Source organism: Microbacterium croceum (assembly GCF_023091245.1).
Classification (GTDB): domain Bacteria; phylum Actinomycetota; class Actinomycetes; order Actinomycetales; family Microbacteriaceae; genus Microbacterium; species Microbacterium croceum.
This window is the reverse complement of record NZ_JAHWXN010000001.1, coordinates 2,757,468-2,780,066: the sequence shown is the minus strand read 5'-3', so window position 1 is coordinate 2,780,066 and position 22,599 is coordinate 2,757,468. Positions and strand designations below refer to the sequence as shown.

Genomic DNA, 22,599 nt, shown 5'->3' with positions numbered 1-22,599 from the left:
TCATCATCAAGGTTGACTTTTGTGCCGAAATAATCGAGATTCGAGTGAAATCTCCTGAGCATCGCTCGGGAGTCGCACCCGCATCATCGAACCGAAGGAGCGCATCCGTGCTCGAAAAAGCTGACCGCTACACCGGCTACACCGCCTACGACTACCTCGAGGCGGGCAAGGACTATCGCGAGTTCCGTTATGCCAAGCAGATCGGCCGTGTTCCGGCCTATGAAGGACTGGAGCTCAGCGACGCGCAGAAGGAGCGCACAGAGCGCCTGCTGCGCGAGGAGACCGTGATCTCCCTGCACGAGCACGTCCAGGTCTTCCCCGAGGACATGGGTGAGCTGCGCGACCACATCCGCCAGGGCCGTGAACCCACCGGCTACGAGGGCCTCGCCCGCTCGGGGCTGACCGCCGTCTTCGACAACGGCATGGACGGCACCTGCTGCATCTCGAGCGACGCCGGCTGGAAGTACCAGGACGTTCTGTTCGACCTCGGCGTGCGCATGGCGGACCTTGCGCACCAGGATTTCGTGATCAAGGCCGAGTCGATCAAGGACATCCGTCACGCGGCCGAGACCGGACGCGTCGCGCATATCTTCGCGCTCGAAGCCTCCACCATGATCGAGAACGAGGTCGACCGGCTCGACGTGCTCTACGGCTTCGGCGTGCGTCAGATGGGCATCGCCTACTCGGAGGCGAACATGCTGGGCGGGGGCCTCAAGGAGCGCGGCGACGGAGGACTCACCTACTTCGGCGAGCGCGCCGTCGAGCGCATGAACAAGCTGGGCATCGCGATCGATATCTCGCACTCGGGAGACCAGACCTGTCTCGACGTCATCGCGCACTCGAAGGTCCCGGTGTTCATCACGCACGCCGGCGCCCGCGGGCTGTGGCCGACCAACCGCATGAAGACGGATGAGACGATCATCGAGTGCGCGAAGCGCGGGGGCGTGATCGGCATCGAAGCGGCACCGCACACGACCATCTCGCCGCAGCACCCGAAGCACTCGCTGGATTCGGTCATGGACCACTTCCAGTACTGTGTCGACCTGGTGGGTCTGGAGCACGTGAGCTTCGGCCCCGACACCCTGTTCGGCGACCACGTCGGCCTGCACGACGCGTTCTCGTCGAACCTGTCGCTCGGCCAGGCGCACGCCAACGTCGAGTACGAGAAGCAGCCGTACGTCGACGGGATCGAGAACCCGGCGGAAGCGTTCTACAACATCATCGGCTGGCTTGTGAAGCACGACTACTCCGACGACGAGATTCGCGCCGTCGTCGGTGGAAACACCATGCGCGTACTCGAGGAGGTTTGGGTCTGATGAAGCACAGCAAGTTCCTTGCCCTGGGCGCAGCCGCGGCTCTCGCCGTCGGTCTCGCCGGGTGCGCCCCGTCCGCTCCGGAGCCGGGGGAGTCCTCGGGCAGCACCGGCCCGAGCGACGAGACGATCAGCATCGGCACGACGACTGATGTGGTCAACTTCAACCCGGTGCTTGGCAACAGCCGCACCGACTCCTGGATCACGAACCTGATGTACCCGCATCTGCTGAGCATCAGCGACGACGGCACCAAGGAGGCTCACGTAGCCACCGACTGGGGCTATGTGGACGACACCACCGGCTTCTACGAGATCCGCGACGATCTCACCTGGAGCGATGGTGAGCCGCTGACGGCCGAGGACGTGGCATGGACGCTGAACGCGGTCAAGCGCGATCAGGCTCCCGGTACCTTCTATGGTCAGCTCGGCAACCTCGATACGGCCACGGCTGTGTCGGACACCCGCGTCGAGCTCTCGCTCACGCAGCCGGACTCCTCGATCATCGAGGAGATCGGCTTCTGGGGTGTGGTCGTGCCGAAGCACGTGTTCGATCCCCAGGGGTCGATCGCCGAGTTCGCGAACGACGGCAGCGATGGCGGCTGGGTGGGCATGGGCCCGTTCATCATGAGCGACTTCCAGGTCGGCCAGCACTACACGCTCGAGCGCGTGGAGGACTACCCCCTCGTGGAGGGCGGCGTCCCTGGACCCGCAGAGGTCGTGTACCGCGTGTATCCGGACGTGAACACCGAGATCCTCGCCCTGCAGAGCGGCGAGATCGACGTGATCGCGAACGCGCTCCCGCCGGCACAGGTCGAGCAGCTCAGCAACACCGATGGCCTGCAGGTCATCGAGGCGCCGGGGCTCGGCTACGCGCACCTCGTGTACAACATGGACAAGCCCGACCTCGCGACGACCGAGGTCCGTCAGGCGCTCGCCCACGCGGTGGACTATGAGGCGATCCGCACCGTCGTGCTGCAGGGGCAGGCCGTCTCGACCGGCTCCAGCGCGCTGATGCCGGTGCTCGCCAAGTACTACGACGACTCGGTGACGGAGTACGAGTTCGACCCCGAGAAGTCGCGCGAGCTCATGGAGAAGGCCGGCTACACGGCAGACGCCAGTGGTAACTTCCCGGTCTCGTTCCGCCTGATCTACTCGCTGCAGGACAGCGTCACGAGCCAGTGGGCGCAGATGGTGAAGGACAGCGCGGCAGAGGCGGGCATCACGATCGAGCTGCAGGGTACGGAACGCAACACGTATCTGTCGCAGACGAGCGAGGGTGACTACGACATCTACGCGGGCAACTTCGCGATCATGGATGACCCGGTCACGAACTTCGCGCTGTCCTACCTCCCCGGGGGAGCGATCAACTACACCCATGTGGATGATTCCGACCTCAACGCCCTGATCGAGGAGGGCATGGTCACGTTCGACGAGGATGACAAGATCTCGATCATGCGCGAGGCGAACAAGATCGTGCACGAGCAGGTCTACGACAACATCATGTACACGCAGAACCTGTTCTTCGCCGCCAGCGACGAGTGGGCCGGTTTCATCTCGAAGCCGAGTGAACTGCTCTCGATCGTGAACCCGCTCTCGCTCGCGAGCGCGCACCCGGTCGAGTAACAACCACCGAAATCTCGAGGAAGGTCGCCCGGGTGTCCCGAGCATCGTTCATTCTCCGTCGCGCAGGTCGAGGTCTGCTCACGATCTGGTTCGCCGTGACTGTGACGTTCCTGCTCCTGCGGCTGCTACCCGGTGACCCTGCACTGGCGCTGGCCAGTCCGAACATGACGGATGCCATCCGGGCGACCATCCTCGAGCAGTACGGGCTCGATCAGCCCTTGATCGTCCAGTACGGCCTGTACATGTGGCAGCTGCTGCAGGGGAACCTGGGTATCTCGTTCACCCAGTCGATTCCCGTTCTCGACGTTCTCCTGCAGCGTCTGCCCTGGACGCTTCTGCTGACCATCACTGCACTCGTGCTGACGATCATCATCGGCATCCCGCTCGGCGTCGCCGCGGCATCGCACAAGGGGCGATTCATCGACCGCGCTGTGCAGATCGTCGGAGTGACAGGACAGTCGCTGTTCGTTCCGAGCGTCGCGATCCTGCTGCTGTTCGTGTTCGGCCTGAACCTCGGATGGTTCCCGATCGGTGGCGCATACACGAACAACACCTACGGACTCGAGTGGTATCTGAGCGTCGCGCAGCACCTCGTGCTGCCGGCCGTGTCGCTCATGCTCATCCAGGTCGGCTCCTACGTGCTCACGATGCGCTCGACGCTGATCGAGACGCTTGGCGAGGACTACATCCTCCTCGCGAAGGCGAACGGGCTCCGCGGCCGGCGCATCCTCTGGAAGCACGCGCTGCGCAACGCGCTGCTGCCTACGACGACCCTGATCGGGCTGCAGCTCGGCTTCCTGGTCGGCGGCGCCGTGCTGACGGAGACCGTGTTCGCCTACCCGGGCATCGGACGCGGCATCTACGAGGCTGTCACCCAACTCGACTTCCCGGTGCTGCAGGGCGCCTTCCTGATGCTCGCCGCCACCGTGGTGGTCGCGAACACGCTCACTGACATCGTCTACGGCTACCTGGACCCGAGAGTGAAGACCTCATGACCGCTCCGATTCCCTCCGCAGAGACCCTGGCTCCGAGCGAGCCGACCGCCGCCGGAAGCGAGCGCGCGAGCGCCCACACCTGGCGTGCGTTCCGACGCGACCCGCTCGGGATGATCTCGCTCGGGCTCCTGCTCGTGCTGGTGATCATCGCACTCGCGGCACCCCTGATCGCCCCGTACCCCGCCAGCTACGGCCCCGACGTGCTGCGTCCGCCGAGCGGGGACCATTGGTTCGGCACGGATGCCCTCGGACGCGATGTGTTCTCCGAAGTCATCTGGGGCACGCAGCAGAGCGTGCTCGTCGCGGTCGCAGCATCGGTGATCGCCATCATCTTCGGCACGATCATCGCCGTGGTGGGAGCGTACTTCCGACGCCTGGACAGTTTCATCAGCGTGATCGTCGACATGACCCTCTCGCTGCCGGTGCTCCCACTGATGATCCTCATCGCCGCGCTGGTCGGTCCGAGCACCTCGACGATCATCTTCGTGGTCGCGGCGTTCTCCTGGCCCGAAGTGACCCGGCTCGTCCGCTCGCAGGCGCTCACCGTTGTCGGACTCCCGTACGTCGATGCGTCTCGGCTCATGACGACCTCGCCGCTGTGGATCATCACCCGCCACGTGCTGCCGGCCGTGACCCCGGTCGTGGTGGTGTCGGTCGTGGTCACCGCGTCGCGCGCCGTGCTCTCGGCGGCAGGTCTGGCGTTCCTCGGCCTCGGCGATCCGACCACCTGGTCGTGGGGGCGGATCCTCTACGAGGCCCAGCAGGCCGGGGCGATGGTGAGCGCGTGGTGGCTGACGCTGTTCCCCTCGATCGCGATCCTGATCCTGGTGCTCTCGGCGACGCTGCTCTCGATCTCGTACAACGATGCGCGCAACCCGCGCCACCTCGCCCGCTAGGAGCCCGACATGACCGAGTTCGACCAGCGACTCGCTCCCGAGTTCTTCGATCGCGTGCAGGCACGCGTGCAGGAGCGGATCGCCGAGGATGGCTTCGATGCCTTCCTGACTGATCACCCCGAGGACATCGCCTACCTCACCGGGTTCTTCCATCACCCATCGGAGAGGCCCGTCGCGATCTGGATCGAGACGACCGGACGCGTCGTGCTGCTGCTGCCGGAGCTGGAGCGGGAGTATGCCGAATCGCAGTCCGCACGCGCCGAACTCGTCGCCTTCTTCGAGTACCCCGGCGTCGTGCCGCCGTTCGCGGTGCTGGCCGATGTCGTCGGGCGCACGGGCAGGGTGGGCTTCGCCTCGACCATGTCTTATCAGCGGCTCAGCGCCGCGCGGGCTGCCATGGCTGACACGGAGTTCGTCGGCTCCGACCTCATCACCCGGGCCAGGTACGTGAAGTTCCCTGAGGAAGTCGTGCTGCACCGCGAGGCCGCGCGCATCACCGATCGGATGTTGGAGGCCGGTGTGCAGTTGGTGACCGACGCCGTCGTCGCCGGGGGAGCGCTGCCCACCGAGGCGGAGCTCGAACGCCACGTCACCTCGGTCGGGACGGGGCTCATGTACGCCGAGCATCGCAATGTCGTCGTGGCCTCGCTCCTCGCGGGCGGCCTGGTCTACTCGGGGGCGAACTCGGCATTTCCGCACGGGCTCCCGTCTGTGAACCGGCTCGCAGCGGGCGACACGTTCATGCTGTCCCTGGGATGCGCCGTCGGCGGTCGCTTCATCGAAGGGGAGCGCACCTTCGTGCTCGGCGAGCCGACGGGCGATCAGCGCCGCTACCACGACACCATCCGTGCCGCGCAGCAGGTAGGGCGAGACACGATCCGCGCCGGTCTCGAGTGCCGCGAGGCGAACCGGCTGTGCCTCGACGTCATCCGCGATGCCGGTCTGGGCGCGTTCATCCGCCACCGCCAGGGGCACGGGATCGGACTCGGCATGCATGAGGCGCCGTGGCTGGAGGACGGTGATGCGACCGTGCTCGAAGCGGGAATGGTCGTATCCAACGAGCCCGGCATCTATGTGCCGGGGCACGCGGGGTACCGGATCAGCGACAGCATGCTCGTGACTGCCGGTGGCGCCGAGGCGCTGACGACCTTCCCCCGCGGGCTCGACGACTGCATCATCGCGCTCTGAGCGCACACGACCATTCGAGAAAGAGGATCACATGTCATCGAGCCCCGAGGTGTCTCCCGAGTTCGCCGCCGCCACGACCGATCACCAGTGGGTCGAGATCAACGGCAACCACCTGGCCGTGGAGGTGCTCGGGCCCGAAGGAGCGCCCGTCATCATCACCCACCACGGAGCCCCTGGCCTGGGATCACGGGCGGAACCTCGTGCGAGCTTCGGCCGCCTCGCCGATGAGTACCGCGTGGTCGTGTTCGATGCGCGCGGCAGCGGCCAGAGCGAAGGGAACGGCACCTACAGTCACGAGCAGTGGGCCGCCGACATCGACGGTCTGCGTGAGTGGATCGGCGCGGAGAAGATCGTGATGGCCGGCGGCTCGTACGGCGGGTTCATGTCGATGGAGTACGCCCTGCGGTACCCGGAGCGGGTGTCGGCTGTCGTGCTGCGCGACACCTCGCCCGACAACGCGAACGCGCATCTCGCGCGCGAGAATGCCCTCGCCTCGGACCGGGTGACCATCGACATGGAGAAGTTCGATCGCATCGATGTCGGGCAGGTGTACGACGACGAAGACCTCAAGGACTGCTGGCGGGAGATCCTGCCGCTGTACGACTTCACGTATGATCCCGATGCCGTCGAGCGCAAGGTGCAGGCCACCCCGTACCGCTATCAGGCTCACAACTACGCGTTCTCGGTGAACCTGCCGAACTACGATCTCAAGCCCAGGCTGCACGAGATCGGAGTGCCGACACTCATCACCGTGGGCCGGACGGACTGGATCACGCCAGTATCGTGTAGCCAGGTGATCGCCGATCTCATCCCGGATTCTGAGATGGTGGTGTTCGAGAAGTCGGGACATTCGCCGCAGATCGAGGAGGCAGAGGCGTGGACCAGAACAGTGCGAGCGTTCCTGCACCGGGTGTGCCCGCCGACACGATGAGTGGAGTGCACATCTCTCGAGACGTCACCGACCTCGATCGACGCATCGTCGTCGCCCTCCAGCAGGACGGACGGGCGAGCTGGACATCGATCGCCGAGTTCGCCGGTGCATCCGTATCGACCGTCACGCGACGCGGGCAGCAACTGCTTGCCGAGGGCGTCGTGAGGGTGGGCATCGTGCCGACTCTCGGCAGCGAGGGCCATGTCGAGACGTTCTTCGTGCGGATCAACTGCACCCCCGGCGCGCAGCTCGCCGTCGCGCAGGCGCTGATCGGATCGCCGTATGTGCGCTTCGTCACGCTGGTGACCGGCAAGTTCGACGTCTTCGCCGAGGTGGTGATCCCGGGTGACTCCGCGAACTACGCGCACGTGCTCACCGACCTGCAGGGCATCCCCGGCGTCGAGCGCTGGCGCAGCGATCTCGTGGTGCACACCTACAAGGTGAGCTTCGACTGGGGTCGCCAACTGTACGACTCGCACGCTGAGCCCACGGCCGACCCGCAGTCGTACATGCCCGCACCGAACACCTGCGATCCCACGCACTTCGACGACGCCGATCGCGCGATCGTGAAAGAGCTCAGCATCAACGGGCGGGCGTCGTTCCTCTCGATCGCGGCGAAGCTCGACATGAACGAGAGCAGCGTGCGTCGCCGGTACGAGCGCATGCGCAGTGCGGGGTGCCTCACCACCGTGACGATGGTGCCCGCGTCGGCGCTGGGCATGAGCGCCGAGACACTGCTCATGCTCCGGGTCGAGCCCTCGCACCTCGCCTCCGTCGCTCAGACGCTCGCTCAGCACGTGTCGGTGCGCTTCCTCGCCACGGTGCTGGAGGAGAACTCGCTGTATTGCGAGATCATCCTGCCCTCGACGGAGACGCTGCACGACTTCCTCACCGGCACCATCGCTCACCTCAAGGGCGTGCGTGGATGGAACGCGGCGATGGAACTGGTGTTCATGAAGCGCGGGTTCATCGAGACCCCGTGGTGGCGTGCGCAGGTCGCGTCCGCCGAGGCCGCGATCCACTGACTCTGGTCACGGCGGAGATCCTGTCAAGGGCCTATCCTCCTGCGTCTTCTGCCCACACACTCATCTGTGGGGGACGAGGTCTGGGAGGGCTGAGGAATGTCTGACGTACCGGATCCGAGATGCGCACTGCGCCGAGTCTCACGATCAGAATGGGTGATCAGCGACCTGCGCTACCCGCCGGACGATTCTCGGCATGCGGTGGCGCGTGTGTATGAGTTGGACGACACCGAGGTGGAGGTCGTCTGGCTGCGCGATCTGCCGCTCGCCACCCGCTATGGCTCCGCCCTCGCGGTTCTCGACGATGTCCAGCGCATGCTGAGCGTCAGCAGGGCGACCCGCCCGGTCGCCATCCCGCATCTGCCCCCGCCGCCCGCCTAGGCGCGGGAACCCTGGGGTGTCCGCCGACGGCTCAGGGAAGACTACTCCGCGGCCGACCACGCACCGTATCGGGCGTCCATACCGGTGAGGCTGACTCCAGCCTGACCGGCGTTCGACGCGCCCAACGGCTCGAGCTCATCCGCCGCCGACCTCACATCGACAGCGGTCTCCGCGTCCGCGGCGCCGGCGGTGATCACGATCGTGTTCGGTTCCCAGGGCAAGGTAGCCCATATCGATTGGACGACCGCGTCGAGCTCCCCGGGCTGGCGGTGGGCACCTATCGCTTCGAGCGGAGCATGGCGCGCTCGATGGTGGAGCACAGCTCGAGCTACGTCGCGCTGGATCCTCCGTCCATGGTGCCGTCGATGACCATCGTCACGAAGCGCGGAGACGTGTGGAGCCAGCCCTCGGCTCGCCACGCCGCGCAACATCCGCTCCACATCGGCGTCGAGGTCGACGCGGGGCGGATCTACGTGATCGCCCGGAAGACACTGCCGTTGACGGACCCGGTCGCCTGCCGCTGGGTCGGCGACGTCGGTCGTCTTGTCGCCGTCTTGTCGCAGCCAGATGCTCCGCTCTCCGCGGAGATCGCAGAGCACTGGAGGAGCCGCGACGTCGAACGCGTGGCCCTCTTCGCGGCGTCCAGGTCGGGACGAGGATTCGCCATCGTGCTTCTGGTCGTGGTTCTGGGCCTGGTGGCTGCCGCCCTGAGCGCCGCGTTGACCTGACGTTGTCGTTGCGCGACATCGGTCGGGTCGCCGAGACTCTTCTGCACTTGCGCCCTGTGGCTATTTATGTTTCAGTAATAGCATGTCTCGGATACAGGCCCGTCAGGATGCGCAGGTAGTGCGTGCTGCGCTTCCGCTGCTGATCCTCACGATGGTCGAGGCGAGGGAGTCGTACGGATACGAGCTCGTCGAGCGGCTGTCTGACGAGGGACTCGAGGTGACCACGGGATTGATCTATCCGGTGCTCACCCGACTCGAACGAGACGGTCTGGTGACCACGCGGATGGCTCCCTCTCCGGACGGTCCGCCTCGCAAGTACTTCGCGATCAGCTCCGCCGGGCGGGATGCCCGCGATTACGCCAGCGGGCAGTGGAGAGTCGTCTCCGATGTCATCGACAACATACGTTTCATGGAGGGGCTGAATCATGAGTGACGCATCCCGTGAGGTGCAGTACCGGGCGCGCACCTGGCTGGAGCGCCTCAGGATCGAGAGCTTCCTGGTCCGGGTGGACTGGCACCTCGAGGGGGCTCTGCCGGGCGCAGAGCGTCGAGTAGCCGTGGATTCGCTGCGAGCGGAGCTTCTGTCGGATCATCGGAAGCTGTCCAGCGCTCTCCGCGATCTGGGATCGCCGCGCGCTCTCGCCGCACAGTACGCGGACGATGACACGCTGCGGCCCCTGTGGTCGATCGGCATCATCACCGCGGGAACTGCCCTGCTCATCTACTGGGCGCTGTTCCTGTCGTTCGTCGGCGGAATGCTCGCTGCCGTTGAGAGCACCGCGTCGGCGCGCGCGCAAGCATACTTCCTGTTCGTCCAGGTCGAGGCGTTCTGGACACCCGACAGCGTCGGGATCGGGTGGACCAGTCAATGGGCGTGGCTCGGGGTTCCTGCCTTCATCGTCACGATCGCGTTCCTCATCGGCGCGCGAGTCTGGAGAGCACTTCGCCCCGACCGCGTCACTGTCGCGTAGCTCGGGGTGCGCTCGCGTCCGAGCTCGCTCGTCGCGACGATGCCATTCTGGTGCGTCAGGGACGACGGTCGGGATCCGTCGTCTCTTGAGGGTCTTCGAGGGTCAACACCGGCCCGCTCCCCGTCAGCGCATACTCGGTGCCGTCCGAACGGCGTTCGAGGAGTTGGTAGTCGACGAGGTATCGACGCAGCACGGCGACATCCTCTGAGTACTCGAGGAGTCTGCGGTTCACTTCGCGTTCGGTGAGGACGTCTCCCGTCGCGAAGACGCTGCGTGCCACCCACGCGAGCAGCTGTCCTCGTTCCTCGAGGTTCGCCGGGTACTGCCTGATTCGCTTTCCATCGACGAACCTCTCGACGCCTACGCGCTGGGGGATCGGATTCGACTCGAGGATCGACCGAAACACGCCAGGCGCGAACATCTGAGTGCCGGGCAGAACCATTCCGCTGTTCTCGATCGCCTCCGTCACCCGGCGACGCTTCGAGCGAGAGAGCTCCGCTGTGGCGTCCTCAAGCGTGCGACCCAGCATCAGCTCCGCCGCGACGCGTCGTGTCTCCGGGTTCGCGAGGACCGCGATCACAGGCCGCCATTGGTGCGATGATTCCATCTTGAAGAACTTACCCGTGTCCCAAGTATCAGGTGTTCGGGTGATGTCCGAGGTATCCAGTCCGCGGCGTGGCAGGTCCGCAACCATCTGCGGTGCGACGTTGATATCGCACCGTTCACGTCACCGTGGAATCTCGACGCATGGCGACCAGGCGCACGCTACAGCAGCGGCGTGGCCGCAGCGGACAACCTCGAGAGGCAACCGACGCGGTCGACACCAACCTGCGGATCACAGTCACGCTGGACGTTCGTCGTCGCTTGCCGCTGGGCGTGGTCGCGACGTGTCGTAAGTCGCGAGTAGATCGAGAGTCGCCGGGAACCAGGTCCCGCAGAACCACAAAAACCCCTGGATGACCAGGGGTTTGTTGTGGACCTGAGGGGACTCGAACCCCTGACCCCCTGCATGCCATGCAGGTGCGCTACCAGCTGCGCCACAGGCCCTCACGCTGCCCTTTCGTACCGCGGGGCAACTCGAAAAGAGTACTACACGAATCGACGCGAACACCAATCGGCGCCGACCTCCCGGGCGTGCCGCACTCTAGGCTGAGCGCATGACGAGCATCCAGCCCATCCGCCCCGAGGACTTCGACGAGTGGTCCGAGCTGTGGGACGGCTATCTCCGGTTCTACGAGTCCGAGGTGCCGGCACACGTGACACGCGAGACCTTCCGTCGGATCACCGCCGATGACGGGGTGCACGGAGCGATCGCGCGCGACGACGACGGCACGGCGATCGGACTGGTGCACTGGCTGACGCACCCCTCCACGTGGAGCGCATCCGAGTACTGCTATCTGGAGGATCTGTTCGTCGATCCGAGCACGCGTGGTGCGGGAACCGGTCGGGCATTGATCGCGCACGTGCGCGCCTGGGCGGAGCAGCAGGGGTGCGAGAAGGTCTACTGGCTCACGCAGGACGGCAACGCGACCGCGCGCCGCCTGTACGACCGGGTCGCATCGCATACCGGGTTCACCCACTACGAGATCGAGCTTTGATCTTCGTTCGCCGACCGTTGCGGGCTGGAACAACCGCGCCCCCGCTCGCGTTCACCCAGACGTGAGCATCCTCGACAGCATCGTGATCGGCGCAGGACAAGCCGGGCTCTCGTCGTCGTACCATCTGGCGCGTCTCGGCATCTCGCACGTCGTGCTGGATGCGGACGCGGAGCCAGGGGGCGCGTGGCGGCACCGCTGGGATGCCCTCACGATGCGCGATGTGCACGGCGTGGCCGAACTGCCGGGAGACACTCCACCGCCGCGTGACGGAGAGCGCGCGAACGTCGCCGTCCCGGAGTACTTCGCCGCCTACGAGCGTGCCCACGCCCTGCCGGTCATCCGGCCGGTGGCTGTCGAGCGCGTCGATGACGAGGACGGGACGCTCGTCGTGCGCGCAGGGGAGCGGGAGTGGCGGGCGCGCACTCTCGTGAACGCGACCGGCACATGGACGCACCCGTTCCTGCCGCATTACCCGGGTATGGAGACCTTCCTGGGCGAGCAGCTGCACACGGTCGACTATCCCGGGCCGGATCACTTCCTCGGCAAACGTGTGCTGGTGGTGGGCGGCGGCGCATCTGCTGTGCAGTTCCTCGGCGCGCTCGCCCCGCTCACCGACACCGTCTGGGCGACCCGGCGTGAGCCGATCTGGCGGACCGATGACTTCACGCCGGAGGCGGGAGCTGCGGCGGTCGCCCTGGTGGAGCAGCGGGTGGCGCAGGGGTTCCTCCGCAGAGTGTGGTGAGCGTCACCGGACTCATGCTGCGGCCGCAGGAGCGCGCCGCCGAGAGGCTCGGTGCGTATGCCTCTCGGCGACCGATGTTCGCGCGCATCGAGCCGGACGGTGTGCGGTGGGCGGACGGTTCGTTCGAACGAGTCGATGTGATCCTCTGGGCGACCGGGTTCCGCCCGGCGATCAGTCACCTGGCGCCGCTGCATCTGCGCAGCTCTGCGGGAGGCATCCAGCTCGATCGCGATGGGCGTGGCACCACTGCGGTGCAGGATCCGCGCATCCAGCTGGTGGGATACGGGCCGTCCGCCAGCACGATCGGCGCGAATCGCGCGGGGCGGTCTGCCGCGAAGGGCGTGCAGCGCGCTCTGGCCGCACTGCCTGCGATGGTGGCCGGCTCCTGAGACGACACCGCACGCGTCGAAGCCTGAAGCGCGGGCGTCGGGTGCCGTCGGTACGCTGAAGGAATGCTTCGCGTCGTCTTCACGATCATCTGGCTCGTGCTCTCGGTGTGGCTCCTCATCTGGGTGGGCGAGGGGCTGTTCGGGGTGAACCAGCGCGAGTCGATCCTGCCGTTCTCCGGCGAGGACACGCTGGGCGCTCCGATCATGATCGGCGTCGCATGGGGGTTGCTGTTGACGTTCGGCGGCACCATGTCGGGTCTGGGGCGCCGCAAGAAGGTGCGCGGTGAAGCCCAGATCGGCGTCGGTCGCATCGTCGAGGTCTCGCGTACGGGTCTCACCGTCAACGACGTTCCGCAGTACGACCTGTTCATCCGGGTGACTCCGCGTGCCGAGCAGGAGTTCATCGCGCAGTTGAGGATGCTCGTAGAGCCGAGCGACCTCGGTGCGCTTCAGGTCGGCCAGCCGCTGGCTGTGAAGTACAGTCTTGCGGACCAGGACATCGTCGAGCTCGCCGATCCCAACGACCCTGCGGTGTCCGATGCGCTGATCGCGTGGCGGATCGAGCGTGGCCTCATCGATCCGCGGCAGGTCAGAGCGCGCACCACGGGCACGCAGGTGCCGGCATCCGTCCTGGAGGTGCGTCCGACCGGCCAGCGCCGCGAGGGGCAGAGCGAGCTCGCCCTTCGGGTGCTGATGGCTCCGGAAGGCATGGCGACCTGGGAGGCCGAGACGACCGTCTTCGTGTACCCCGAGGCGATAACGCGACTCCAGGTCGGCGCTCCCATCTGGGCGTTCTACCGGCGCGAGGATCCGCAGACGATCGCGATCACGATCGAGAAGGAGGCGGCGCGATGAATCCGATGGACTCGGTGTTCTGGCTGCTCAACTTCCCTGCCGCGCACGGCTACACCATGGTGTTCATCGCCGGGTTCTCGATTCTGGGCCTGTTCGCGATGTCGGCCGGGGGAGCGACATCCGGCGGTCGACTGCGGGAGATCCGTGAGCGGGAGAGTCTGCTGAGGGCGCAGGATCGGCCGCGCGGGCAGATCGTGGGGCGCGTGCAGCGAATCGTCTTCCGGATCCTCGCCGTCGTGATGCTCGGGGCGCTCGTGATCGGGATCCTGAGTCTGACCGGTGTCCCCGTGACTCGCGCCTACATCTACGACAACGGCCGCCCGACGACGGCCACCATGGACGGCGACTGGGTCACCTTCACGACGGCCGACGGCGTGGAGTACACGCTGGAGAGCAACTTCTTCACGCCCGCGGTGTACCCCGACCGCGACGCGTACATCCCGACGGGGGAACCGGTCGTCGTGCGCTACCTGCCCGGCCACCCGCAGGCCTTCGTCATCGACAGCTCGCAGACGCCCCGCTGAGATCCAGCAGGACACACAGAGGAGGAACCATGTCCCGCATCATCGTGTTCGGTGGACACGGCCGTATCGCCCTGCTTCTTGCACCGCTCCTGGTAGCACGTGGCGACGAGGTGACGGCGATCATCCGCAATCCAGCACACACCGAGGAGGTGGAGGCGGGCGGGGCGAAGGCTCTCGTGGCCGACGTCGAGCAGATGAATGTCGATGCGATCGCCGACGTCATCCGCGGCCACGATGCCGTGGTGTGGTCTGCGGGAGCCGGAGGGGGCTCGCCGGAGCGCACCTACGCCGTCGACCGCGATGCGGCGATCCGCTCCATGGACGCGAGCGGGCGAGCAGGTGTGCGTCGCTACGTGATGGTGTCCTGGCTCGGCTCCACGGCCGACCATGGCGTGCCGCCGGAGGACTCCTTCTTCGCCTACGCCGATGCCAAGTGGGCGGCGGACGAGCATCTGCGCAGCCGGTCGCTCGACGGTACGATCCTCGCTCCGGGCACGCTGACCTTCGACGAGCCGACCGGGCGGATCCAGATCGACCCGGATGGGCGCGGGGCCGTCGCGCGCGCGGATGTGGCCGCGGTGATCGCTGCCGCGCTGGTCGAGCCCTGCACGATCGGTCGCACCATCCGCTTCGGCAACGGAGATGCCGAGTCCTCCGAGCCCATCGCCGACGCGATCGGCTGTTGATCGGGTCTCCGATGAGCGGGCGGGCGGGAAGTGTGAACGGGCGGCGTGCAGTGGTGGCGGCGGGCCTGGGGCTCGTCGTGCTGGCTGCGGCGTCGGCTCCGGCTGCCGCGCTCGCCAGCACGGCGCCCCGTGTGGCGACCGCCGCGGCATCGACACCGAGCACAGGGCCTTCAGCGCGCGCGGCCGAGATCGTGGCGCAGATGACCACCGCCGAGCAGGCGGCGAGCATCGTGATGGGGCATGTCGCCGGCACGGACCCCGCAGATCTGCACGCCTACATGGAAAGCGGTCTCGGGGGTTTCATCCTGATGGGTACCAACATCCCGGCCTCTGAAGTCGAGCTGCAGACGCTCACGGCCGCGCTCGCGGTCGACCCTGCGTTTCCACCCCTGGTCGCGGTCGACCAGGAGGGCGGCATCGTCTCTCGGCTCGTCGGGGATGACTACCCGGCATCCACGACGCTCAAGGATCTGCCCGTCAGCGACACTGCCGCGGGGTTCGCCGCGCGAGGCTCGTTGGTCGCCCGCGCGGGGATCACGGTGAACTTCGGCACCGTCGCCGATGTCACCGCCGACCCGGGTTCGTTCATCTACGGGCGTGCGCTGGGGACGGATCCGGCGGGTGCCGCGGAACGCGTCGCGGCCGCGACGACCGTGCAGGAGCAGTTCCTCGGGTCTACCCTCAAGCACTTCCCCGGCCATGGTGCCGCCCCCGGAGACTCGCATCACGCGATCCCCTCCACCGGGATGGGCGTCGAGGAGTGGCGGGCTGCCGACGCCGTGCCGTTCGCCGCGGGAATCGACGCCGGAGCATCGTTGCTGATGTTCGGCCACCTGGCGTACACCGCGGTCGATGCAGCACCCGCGTCGATGTCGGCGACCTGGCACGAGATCGCTCGTGAGCAGCTGGGGTTCGACGGCGTCGCCGTGACTGACGACCTCGGCATGCTGACGTCGTCGGGCGTGCCCGCGTATGCCGACCCGATCGCCAACGCCGTCACTGCCGTCTCGGCGGGGAACGATCTGGTGCTGATGATCGCCGGCTCGACGAGAGAGACGGCCGGTCAGATGGCCGCGGCGATCGCTGCGGCGGTCGATGCCGGGGCTCTTCCGCCGGAGCGGCTGGAAGATGCGGCCACCCGCGTCATGGCATTGCGGCTGCAGCTGTCGTCGGCGACCTCCGCGTGGACGGTGTGTCCCGACTGCGCACCCGCGGACTGAGTCGTCAGGTCGCGCTGACCGGGGTGCCGAGCCACGACTCCAGCAGCGCCGTGCGCAGGGCAGCGCCACGGTCGGCGAAGACCCGCTGCCGACGCACGTACTCGGCCTTTCCCTCGGCGGTCTCGATCGGCACCGGGGTGACTCCCCAGGGGGAGAGATCGTAGGGCGCGGCCTCCATGTCGAGCAGGCGGATGTCCCGCGCGAGCTCGAATGCGTCCAGCAGCAGCTCACCGCGCACGAGAGGTCCGAGCTTCGTCGCCCACTTGTACAGGTCCATTCCGGCGTGCAGGCATCCGGGCTGCTCGAACAGCGGCTGGTCTTCACGGGTCAGCGCGGTGCGGTTGCGTGGCACGGCCTCCGGGGTGAAGAACCGGAAGGCGTCGAAGTGGGTGCAGCGCAGGTCGTGGTTCTCGACCACGGCATCCGTTCCGGCCTTCCCGAGCCGCAGGGGAACCGAGTGGCGCAGTTCGTCGGCCTGATAGACCATCGCCCACTCGTGCAGCCCGAAGCAGCCGAACTGTCCCGGCCTGGAGGCCGTGCGCCGGAGCATCCGCTCCACCAGCCCCGCGAGGTCGGCCTTCTCTCTGGCGAACGAGGCCGCGTCTGGCACGACGCCGCCGGCAGCGGCACCGGGGGAGTACCATCGCCACCCGGTACGCTCCGGGGCATCCTCCAGCTCGACTCCGGCACCGGGATGCCAGCGCCGCAGCTGCGCGGGCTTGTAGCTGTAGTACGTGAACAGGAAGTCCCAGACGGGGTGCTTCTCGCCGCGCTGCGAGCGCGCTCGATGGTCTGCCGTCAGTGCATCCGCTCGCTCTTGATGGGCGATCTCCCTGAGGTGCCACTCGGCGCGTGAGAGTGCCATGTCAGTGCAGGATGCCGGCCTCGCCGAGCAGATCGCGCAGGCCGGCGCCGTCTTCCGCACTCACCCACGGCGCGGTGTCTTCGGAGTGCGGCTCTCGTCCGGCACGGCCACCGGCCAGCACGGCTTCGGCGGGGAGCAGGCGACGGATGGCGACCCCGGCGACGGATTCGGGATGCTCGTCCATGAACTGCGTGTAGATGGACTCGTCGTGCTGTCCGTCGTCGCCGATCAGCAGCCACTTCACGTCGGGGAACTCGGCAGCGAGGCGGCGCAGGTTCGTGAGCTTGTGTTCGCGGCCGCTGCGGAACCAGCGGTCGTGCGTGGGACCCCAGTCGGTGAGGAGCATGGAGCCGGCGGGGAACAGATGCCGTCCGAGGAAGCGCCAGAGCGTGGGGGCGACGTTCCAGGCTCCCGTGGAGAGGTAGACCATGGGGGCACCAGGGTGCTGGCGGAGCAGCTGATCCAGCAGCACGGCCATGCCCGGCACCGGAATGCGTGCGTGCTCGTCGAGCACGAAGGAGTTCCAGAACGCGATGAACGGACGGGGAAGTGCCGTGACCATCACGGTGTCATCGACATCCGACACCACACCGAAGTTCGTGGACTCGGCGACGATGAACGCCCGCGCCTCGACGGGCTCCTGGCCCTCGACCGAGATCGTGAAGGTCTGCCAGCCGGGCTCCAGGTCTGCGGAGATCCGGGTATCGACCACCCCGCCGCGGTCGGCGACCACGTGGTGGGTGGTATCGCCGATGTGCACGTCGACGGCCGCGAAGCTCACCGGGATGCCGACGAAGCTGCGCCAACCCCGCACACTCGCCAGCTCGCCGTCCTTGGTGCGACGCTGCGCGGGGACGATCAGCACGCGCCCCACCACGCGGACCCAGCCAGGACCGCCGTAACCGGGGAACGGCACGATCGTCGCCGTGCGGCCACGACGGCGCGCTCGACCTTCGCGCCACACGTGGAGGCGGTGTTCAAGACGGGCGAACCAGTGGATTCGGGGCGCCGGGGGTGCGGAAGCCATTGCTTCAGTCTTTCACGTCGCTCTCGTGTTCCGCGTCGGGTGCGTCCAGATGACGCGACTCGAGCCGCGTCAGGAGCTTCTTGCCGAGGAAGATCAGCAGCAGGAACAGGGCGATGACGCCGACGAAGATGTACCCGGCGAAGTGCACCCGATCCACCAGCTCACGGAATCCGCCGGCGGCGAGAGACGTCACCGAGACATAGGCGGTCGCCCACAGCAGACAGGCGGGTGCCGTCCAGGCGAGGAACCGCCGATAGGAGTAGCCGCTCATCCCGACCGTGAGAGGAACCAGGGAGTGCAGCACGGGAAGGAAGCGGGAGAGGAAGATCGCGACCCCGCCCCTGCGCTCCAGATAGCGCTCGGCTCTGACCCAGTTGTGCTCGCCGATGCGGCGTCCGAGCCAGGACACGCGGATACGCGGACCGAGCCAACGCCCGAGCACGAAGCCGATGCTCTCGCCGATCAAGGCGCCGATCACCACGGCGAGCACCATGAACAGACCCTCGACAGGAGTCGCGACGCCCATCGAGGCGATGATGACGATCGTGTCACCGGGGACGATGAGACCGATGAGCACGCTCGTCTCCAGGAGCACCGCGACACCGGCGATCAGGGTGCGGGTGACCGGATCGATGGACTGCACGACGTCGAACATCCACAGCAGCAGGTCATCCACCCCATGAGGATACGGGAGCGCAGCAGTCCTAGTCTGTAAGCGTGCCTGAACGCCTGAGCGCCCGTCTGCTCCCCGCCTGGGTCGACCCGGTGGCCGTGTTCCGATCTCTGGAAGCCGCGCATGCCGACGTGTTCTGGCTGGACGCGGGAGCGGATGCCCGTACCGGGTGGAGCTTCATCGGCCGCGGCACCGCCGCAGAACTCCCCTCGAACGTGCGACTGGACGTCGCGCCGCCCGATGCGCGACTGCCTCCGTTCGCGGGAGGGTGGGTCGGGTGGCTCGACTATGAGAGCGGAGCCCGGGCCGTGGGAGCACCTGTCTTCCGCACGGACGAGGCAGGTTCGTGGCTCCGTGCCACGCACGTCGTGGCCTTCGACCATGCGGCGCGTCAGTCGTGGGTGCTGGCAGACGCCGATGACCTCGAAGCCTGGACGTCAGTGGTGGCGACGATGCCGATCCCCGCCCCCGGATTCCCACCGGTGCACACGGGGGCACCCCTCATCGCCGAGGCTCGGCATGACCCGGAGGAGTACGCAGGACTCATCCAGCGATGCCGCGAGCTCATCCGCGCGGGTATCGCCTATCAGCTGTGTCTCACGACGCGATTCTCCGTGCCAGGTGAGCACGACCCCCTCCTGGTGTACCTGCGCCTGAGAGCGGCGACCCCCGCGCACCACGGCGGATTCGTGCGCATCGGGCAGCGAGTCCTGCTCAGTGCCAGCCCCGAGCAGTTCCTGCACGCCGAGGGAGGAGTCATCCGCACCCGGCCGATCAAAGGGACCCGTCCTCGTTCCGTCGATCCCGTGGAGGATGCTGCGCTCGCCGCAGAGCTCGCGGTGAACTCCAAGGAACGCGCGGAGAACGTCATGATCGTCGACCTGATGCGCAACGACCTCTCCCGTGTCTGCGTGCCCGGGACGATTCGCGTCGACGGCCTCTGGGTTGTCGAGAGCTACCCGGCGGTGCATCAGCTGGTCAGCACGGTCAGCGGCAGCGTCGCGGCGGGGATGACGGTGGGTTCGCTGCTGGAGGCGGCCTTCCCCGCTGGGAGCATGACGGGAGCGCCCAAGCTCTCGGCGATGACGCGACTGCATGACCTCGAGGGCGGGCCGCGCGGGATCTACGCCGGATGCTTCGGGTACGTGGGGATCGACGGCAGCCTCGATCTGGCCATGGTGATCCGCAGCATCGTGATCGATGCCGACGCTGCCGTCGTCGGCGCGGGCGGAGGAATCACCTGGGGCTCCGATCCCTCCGCAGAGGTCGCCGAGGTGGCGACCAAGGCACGAGCGCCGCTGGCCGCGCTCGGCGCCGTCCTGCCGGTGCGCTGGGGTTCCGATATCCTGAACTGATCCCGTTTTTCCATCAGATTGGTCGTGTGTTCGTTGTCTGAGAACCTGTCCACAGCTCCTGCCGAGGACGAGTCGTCGTCGGCGCATGCCATCCAGGCCAAATGGCAGAAGTACTGGGCAGACAACGGCACATTCCTCACGGGCGGTGACGAGGACACCCGCCCTCGGCGCTACGTGCTCGCGATGTTCCCCTATCCCTCCGGCGATCTGCACATGGGGCACGCCGAGAACTACCTCTACTCCGACATCGTGGCGCGCTTCTGGCGTCACCGCGGGCACAACGTGCTCAATCCGATCGGGTGGGACTCGTTCGGGCTGCCCGCCGAGAATGCGGCGATCCGTCGCGGCGCGGATCCGCGTGAGTGGACGTACTCGAACATCGCGCAGCAGAAGGAGGGGTTCCAGTCCTACGGCGTCTCCTTCGACTGGACCCGGGTGCTCCACACCTCGGACCCCGAGTACTACCGCTGGAACCAGTGGCTGTTCCTGAAGCTCTACGAGCGCGGCTTGGCGTACCGCAAGAAGAGCCCGGTCAACTGGTGCCCTCACGACCAGACGGTCCTGGCGAACGAGCAGGTCATCGACGGGCGCTGCGAGCGCTGCGGTACCGAGGTCGTGAAGAAGAAGCTCACGCAGTGGTACTTCCGCATCACCGACTACGCGGATCGTCTCCTGGATGACCTGAACCAGCTCGAGGGCTTCTGGCCGCACAAGGTGCTGCAGATGCAGCGCAACTGGATCGGTCGCTCCATCGGTGCGGATGTCGACTTCGAGATCGAAGGACGCACCGAGCCGGTCACCGTCTTCTCGACGCGCCCCGACACGCTCCACGGCGCGACGTTCTTCGTCGTGGCGCCGGACTCCGACCTCGCGTCGGAGCTCGCCGCGGATGCGCCGGCCGACGTGCGCCAGCGCTTCCAGGACTACCTGGCGCAGGTGCAGAAGACCACCGACATCGATCGTCAGGCCACCGATCGTCCCAAGACCGGTGTGTTCCTCGAGCGTTATGCGATCAACCCCGTGAACGGGGAGAAGCTGCCGGTGTGGGCCGCCGACTACGTGCTCGCCGATTACGGTCACGGCGCGGTGATGGCGGTTCCCGCACACGACCAGCGCGACCTGGACTTCGCCCGCGCCTTCGACCTGCCGGTCAAGGTCGTGGTCGACACGACCGCGCCGATCACCGGCGCGATGCCCGTGATCGAGGTCGACGACGAGGGCGTGCCGATCGATACCGGTGCCGCACTCGACGAGCAGAACCCGGCCTCCACCGGCATCGCCCTGACCGGCGAGGGCCGGATGATCAACTCGGGCGCGCTCAACGGCCTCTCCAAGCGCAACGCCATCGCGCGGGCGATCGAGCAGCTGGAATCCCGAGGAACCGGACGGGCGGCGAAGAACTACCGCTTGCGCGATTGGCTGATCTCGCGCCAGCGCTTCTGGGGCACTCCTATCCCGATGCTGCATGCCGATGACGGCCGCATCATCCCGGTCCCCGAGGACCAGCTGCCGGTGAAGCTGCCCAGCGTCGACGGACTCGACCTGTCGCCGAAGGGCACCTCACCCCTCGGCGGGGCGGAGAGCTGGGTGCGCACGACCGATCCTGAGACGGGCGACCCGGTGCTGCGCGACCCCGACACCATGGACACCTTCGTCGACAGCTCGTGGTACTTCCTGCGCTTCCTGTCGCCGAACAGCGACACCGTCGCGTTCGACCCCGCTCAGGCGGACCGGTGGGCCCCCGTCGACTCGTACATCGGTGGTGTCGAGCACGCGATCCTGCATCTGCTCTACGCGCGCTTCATCACCAAGGTGCTGTTCGACATGGGCCTGATCGACTTCACGGAGCCGTTCTCGAACCTGATCAACCAGGGCATGGTGATCCTGAACGGCACGAAGATGTCGAAGAGCAAGGGCAACCTGGTGCTGTTCCAGGACGAGCTCGACGCTCACGGTGCTGACGCGCTGCGCGTGGGCCTGGCCTTCGCGGGTCCTGTCGAAGACGACAAGGACTGGGCCGACGTCTCGACGACCGGTGCGCAGAAGTTCCTGGCGCGCGCTCTGCGCATCGCCGGGGAGGTCTCCAGCCCCGTCGACGTGGTGTTCGACGGCGGCAACGCCGCGCTGCGTCGTGCGACGCACAAGATGCTCGCTGAAGCGCCGGCACTCGTGGAGCAGACCAAGTTCAACGTGCTGGTCGCACGCCTCATGGAGCTCGTCAACATCACCCGCAAGACCATCGACGGGGGAGCAGGCGCGGCAGACCCTGCCGTGCGCGAGGCGGCCGAGACCGTCGCGGTGATGCTCGACCTGATCGCTCCGCACACCGCGGAGGAGATGTGGGAGATCCTCGGCCACGAGCCGTCCGTCGGTCTCGTCACCTGGCGCTCTGCAGACCCGGCTCTGCTCGTCGAAGACACGATCACAGCCGTCGTGCAGGTGGGCGGCAAGGTGCGGGCGCAGCTCGAGGTGCCTGCGCGCATCGGCGAGGCCGAACTCGAGGCGCTGGCGATGGCAGATGAGCGCGTGATCCGGTCGATCGGCGATCGCGAGATCGTCAAGGTCATCGTGCGCGCACCGAAGATCGTCAGCATCGCCGTCAAGGGCTGAGCCGACCC

General features: G+C 67.0%; 23 protein-coding genes, 1 tRNA gene and 1 pseudogene. 19 read left to right on the top strand and 6 right to left on the bottom strand.

The window, feature by feature from the left end; translation table 11 throughout:
- Positions 1 to 107: 107 nt before the first annotated feature.
- The 8 genes from KZC51_RS13185 (at position 108) to KZC51_RS13150 (ending at position 8,348) form a co-directional block, all read left to right on the top strand.
- A complete protein-coding gene (locus KZC51_RS13185) occupies positions 108 to 1,316 on the top strand; it encodes a dipeptidase (protein WP_247630402.1) in 1,209 nt (402 codons plus the stop codon).
- Entirely contained in the window at positions 1,316 to 2,935 is a 1,620-nt protein-coding gene (locus KZC51_RS13180; protein ID WP_247630401.1) for an ABC transporter substrate-binding protein, read from the top strand. Before KZC51_RS13185 ends, KZC51_RS13180 begins: the two co-directional genes overlap by 1 nt.
- A 32-nt stretch (positions 2,936 to 2,967) precedes the next feature.
- Positions 2,968 to 3,930: an ABC transporter permease gene (locus KZC51_RS13175; protein WP_308194301.1), complete on the top strand. Its 963-nt coding sequence runs from the start codon at positions 2,968 to 2,970 to the stop codon at positions 3,928 to 3,930.
- On the top strand, positions 3,927 to 4,826 hold the full coding sequence (locus KZC51_RS13170) for an ABC transporter permease (RefSeq protein WP_247630399.1): 900 nt from the start codon (positions 3,927 to 3,929) through the stop codon (positions 4,824 to 4,826). Before KZC51_RS13175 ends, KZC51_RS13170 begins: the two co-directional genes overlap by 4 nt.
- A gap of 9 nt (positions 4,827 to 4,835) precedes the next feature.
- Positions 4,836 to 6,014 carry a M24 family metallopeptidase gene (locus tag KZC51_RS13165; RefSeq protein ID WP_247630398.1) on the top strand — a complete coding sequence of 393 codons (1,179 nt, stop codon included), beginning with the start codon at positions 4,836 to 4,838 and terminating at the stop codon, positions 6,012 to 6,014.
- Between the two features lie 31 nt (positions 6,015 to 6,045).
- Positions 6,046 to 6,945, top strand: coding sequence for an alpha/beta fold hydrolase (locus tag KZC51_RS13160; RefSeq protein WP_247630397.1), 900 nt, complete (start codon positions 6,046 to 6,048; stop codon positions 6,943 to 6,945).
- Positions 6,891 to 7,970, top strand: a complete 1,080-nt coding sequence (locus KZC51_RS13155) for an Lrp/AsnC family transcriptional regulator (protein WP_247630396.1) — start codon at positions 6,891 to 6,893, stop codon at positions 7,968 to 7,970. Before KZC51_RS13160 ends, KZC51_RS13155 begins: the two co-directional genes overlap by 55 nt.
- A gap of 153 nt (positions 7,971 to 8,123) precedes the next feature.
- Positions 8,124 to 8,348 carry a hypothetical protein gene (locus tag KZC51_RS13150; RefSeq protein WP_247630395.1) on the top strand — a complete coding sequence of 75 codons (225 nt, stop codon included), beginning with the start codon at positions 8,124 to 8,126 and terminating at the stop codon, positions 8,346 to 8,348.
- 41 nt (positions 8,349 to 8,389) lie between these two features.
- Here the strand turns inward: KZC51_RS13150 and KZC51_RS13145 are convergent, their stop codons facing one another.
- Positions 8,390 to 8,569, bottom strand: a complete 180-nt coding sequence (locus tag KZC51_RS13145) for a hypothetical protein (protein ID WP_247630394.1) — start codon at positions 8,567 to 8,569, stop codon at positions 8,390 to 8,392.
- A gap of 15 nt (positions 8,570 to 8,584) precedes the next feature.
- On the opposite strand from KZC51_RS13145, the gene KZC51_RS13140 reads away from it, so the two are divergent.
- The 3 genes from KZC51_RS13140 (at position 8,585) to KZC51_RS13130 (ending at position 10,047) form a co-directional block, all read left to right on the top strand.
- The gene (locus KZC51_RS13140) at positions 8,585 to 9,076 is read left to right on the top strand and encodes a hypothetical protein (RefSeq protein WP_247630393.1); all 492 of its coding nucleotides are present in this window, start codon (positions 8,585 to 8,587) and stop codon (positions 9,074 to 9,076) included.
- Positions 9,077 to 9,158: 82 nt separating this feature from the next.
- Complete coding sequence (locus KZC51_RS13135; RefSeq protein WP_247630392.1) at positions 9,159 to 9,509, top strand: PadR family transcriptional regulator; 351 nt, start codon at positions 9,159 to 9,161, stop codon at positions 9,507 to 9,509.
- Positions 9,502 to 10,047: a hypothetical protein gene (locus tag KZC51_RS13130; RefSeq protein ID WP_247630391.1), complete on the top strand. Its 546-nt coding sequence runs from the start codon at positions 9,502 to 9,504 to the stop codon at positions 10,045 to 10,047. Before KZC51_RS13135 ends, KZC51_RS13130 begins: the two co-directional genes overlap by 8 nt.
- 55 nt (positions 10,048 to 10,102) lie before the next feature.
- Here KZC51_RS13130 and KZC51_RS13125 read toward each other — a convergent pair whose 3' ends face one another.
- On the bottom strand, positions 10,103 to 10,741 hold the full coding sequence (locus KZC51_RS13125; RefSeq protein ID WP_247630390.1) for a DUF2087 domain-containing protein: 639 nt from the start codon (positions 10,739 to 10,741) through the stop codon (positions 10,103 to 10,105).
- Positions 10,742 to 11,021: 280 nt separating this feature from the next.
- Positions 11,022 to 11,094: transfer RNA gene (locus KZC51_RS13120), tRNA-Ala, on the bottom strand.
- 110 nt (positions 11,095 to 11,204) lie between these two features.
- Between KZC51_RS13120 and KZC51_RS13115 the strand changes: the two genes are divergently transcribed.
- The 6 genes and pseudogenes from KZC51_RS13115 to KZC51_RS13090 all read left to right on the top strand — a co-directional run bounded on the left by KZC51_RS13115 (position 11,205) and on the right by KZC51_RS13090 (position 16,061).
- Positions 11,205 to 11,645, top strand: coding sequence for a GNAT family N-acetyltransferase (locus tag KZC51_RS13115; protein ID WP_247630389.1), 441 nt, complete (start codon positions 11,205 to 11,207; stop codon positions 11,643 to 11,645).
- Positions 11,646 to 11,706: 61 nt separating this feature from the next.
- Positions 11,707 to 12,776, top strand: a pseudogene (locus KZC51_RS13110) (NAD(P)-binding domain-containing protein).
- 63 nt (positions 12,777 to 12,839) lie between these two features.
- A complete protein-coding gene (locus tag KZC51_RS13105; protein WP_247630388.1) occupies positions 12,840 to 13,631 on the top strand; it encodes a hypothetical protein in 792 nt (263 codons plus the stop codon).
- Positions 13,628 to 14,155, top strand: coding sequence for a hypothetical protein (locus tag KZC51_RS13100; protein WP_247630387.1), 528 nt, complete (start codon positions 13,628 to 13,630; stop codon positions 14,153 to 14,155). Before KZC51_RS13105 ends, KZC51_RS13100 begins: the two co-directional genes overlap by 4 nt.
- Positions 14,156 to 14,184: 29 nt before the next feature.
- Positions 14,185 to 14,841: an SDR family oxidoreductase gene (locus tag KZC51_RS13095; protein ID WP_247630386.1), complete on the top strand. Its 657-nt coding sequence runs from the start codon at positions 14,185 to 14,187 to the stop codon at positions 14,839 to 14,841.
- 32 nt (positions 14,842 to 14,873) lie between these two features.
- Complete coding sequence (locus KZC51_RS13090) at positions 14,874 to 16,061, top strand: glycoside hydrolase family 3 N-terminal domain-containing protein (protein WP_247630385.1); 1,188 nt, start codon at positions 14,874 to 14,876, stop codon at positions 16,059 to 16,061.
- 4 nt (positions 16,062 to 16,065) lie between these two features.
- On the opposite strand, the gene KZC51_RS13085 is transcribed toward KZC51_RS13090, so the two are convergent.
- The 3 genes from KZC51_RS13085 to KZC51_RS13075 are packed head-to-tail and all read right to left on the bottom strand — an operon-like array spanning position 16,066 to position 18,629.
- Positions 16,066 to 16,926 carry a 3-methyladenine DNA glycosylase gene (locus KZC51_RS13085; protein WP_247630384.1) on the bottom strand — a complete coding sequence of 287 codons (861 nt, stop codon included), beginning with the start codon at positions 16,924 to 16,926 and terminating at the stop codon, positions 16,066 to 16,068.
- Position 16,927: 1 nt separating this feature from the next.
- The gene (locus tag KZC51_RS13080; RefSeq protein ID WP_247630383.1) at positions 16,928 to 17,953 is read right to left on the bottom strand and encodes an App1 family protein phosphatidate phosphatase; all 1,026 of its coding nucleotides are present in this window, start codon (positions 17,951 to 17,953) and stop codon (positions 16,928 to 16,930) included.
- A gap of 4 nt (positions 17,954 to 17,957) precedes the next feature.
- The gene (locus KZC51_RS13075; RefSeq protein WP_247630382.1) at positions 17,958 to 18,629 is read right to left on the bottom strand and encodes a DedA family protein; all 672 of its coding nucleotides are present in this window, start codon (positions 18,627 to 18,629) and stop codon (positions 17,958 to 17,960) included.
- Between the two features lie 41 nt (positions 18,630 to 18,670).
- Between KZC51_RS13075 and KZC51_RS13070 the strand changes: the two genes are divergently transcribed.
- Both KZC51_RS13070 and leuS read left to right on the top strand, forming a co-directional pair.
- Positions 18,671 to 19,981, top strand: coding sequence for an anthranilate synthase component I family protein (locus KZC51_RS13070; protein ID WP_247630381.1), 1,311 nt, complete (start codon positions 18,671 to 18,673; stop codon positions 19,979 to 19,981).
- A 33-nt stretch (positions 19,982 to 20,014) separates the two neighbouring features.
- Positions 20,015 to 22,591, top strand: a complete 2,577-nt coding sequence (leuS, locus tag KZC51_RS13065; RefSeq protein ID WP_281731752.1) for a leucine--tRNA ligase — start codon at positions 20,015 to 20,017, stop codon at positions 22,589 to 22,591.
- Positions 22,592 to 22,599: the final 8 nt, after the last annotated feature.

Coding starts and splice junctions, on each gene's coding strand:
- KZC51_RS13080 (WP_247630383.1), bottom strand. CDS start 17,953: ATGGCTTCCGCACCCCCGGCGCCCCGAATCCACTGGTTCGCCCGTCTT.
- KZC51_RS13115 (WP_247630389.1), top strand. CDS start 11,205: ATGACGAGCATCCAGCCCATCCGCCCCGAGGACTTCGACGAGTGGTCC.
- KZC51_RS13135 (WP_247630392.1), top strand. CDS start 9,159: ATGTCTCGGATACAGGCCCGTCAGGATGCGCAGGTAGTGCGTGCTGCG.
- KZC51_RS13125 (WP_247630390.1), bottom strand. CDS start 10,741: ATGGTTGCGGACCTGCCACGCCGCGGACTGGATACCTCGGACATCACC.
- KZC51_RS13085 (WP_247630384.1), bottom strand. CDS start 16,926: ATGGCACTCTCACGCGCCGAGTGGCACCTCAGGGAGATCGCCCATCAA.
- KZC51_RS13105 (WP_247630388.1), top strand. CDS start 12,840: ATGCTTCGCGTCGTCTTCACGATCATCTGGCTCGTGCTCTCGGTGTGG.
- KZC51_RS13160 (WP_247630397.1), top strand. CDS start 6,046: ATGTCATCGAGCCCCGAGGTGTCTCCCGAGTTCGCCGCCGCCACGACC.
- KZC51_RS13095 (WP_247630386.1), top strand. CDS start 14,185: ATGTCCCGCATCATCGTGTTCGGTGGACACGGCCGTATCGCCCTGCTT.
- KZC51_RS13100 (WP_247630387.1), top strand. CDS start 13,628: ATGAATCCGATGGACTCGGTGTTCTGGCTGCTCAACTTCCCTGCCGCG.
- KZC51_RS13170 (WP_247630399.1), top strand. CDS start 3,927: ATGACCGCTCCGATTCCCTCCGCAGAGACCCTGGCTCCGAGCGAGCCG.
- KZC51_RS13165 (WP_247630398.1), top strand. CDS start 4,836: ATGACCGAGTTCGACCAGCGACTCGCTCCCGAGTTCTTCGATCGCGTG.
- KZC51_RS13180 (WP_247630401.1), top strand. CDS start 1,316: ATGAAGCACAGCAAGTTCCTTGCCCTGGGCGCAGCCGCGGCTCTCGCC.
- KZC51_RS13130 (WP_247630391.1), top strand. CDS start 9,502: ATGAGTGACGCATCCCGTGAGGTGCAGTACCGGGCGCGCACCTGGCTG.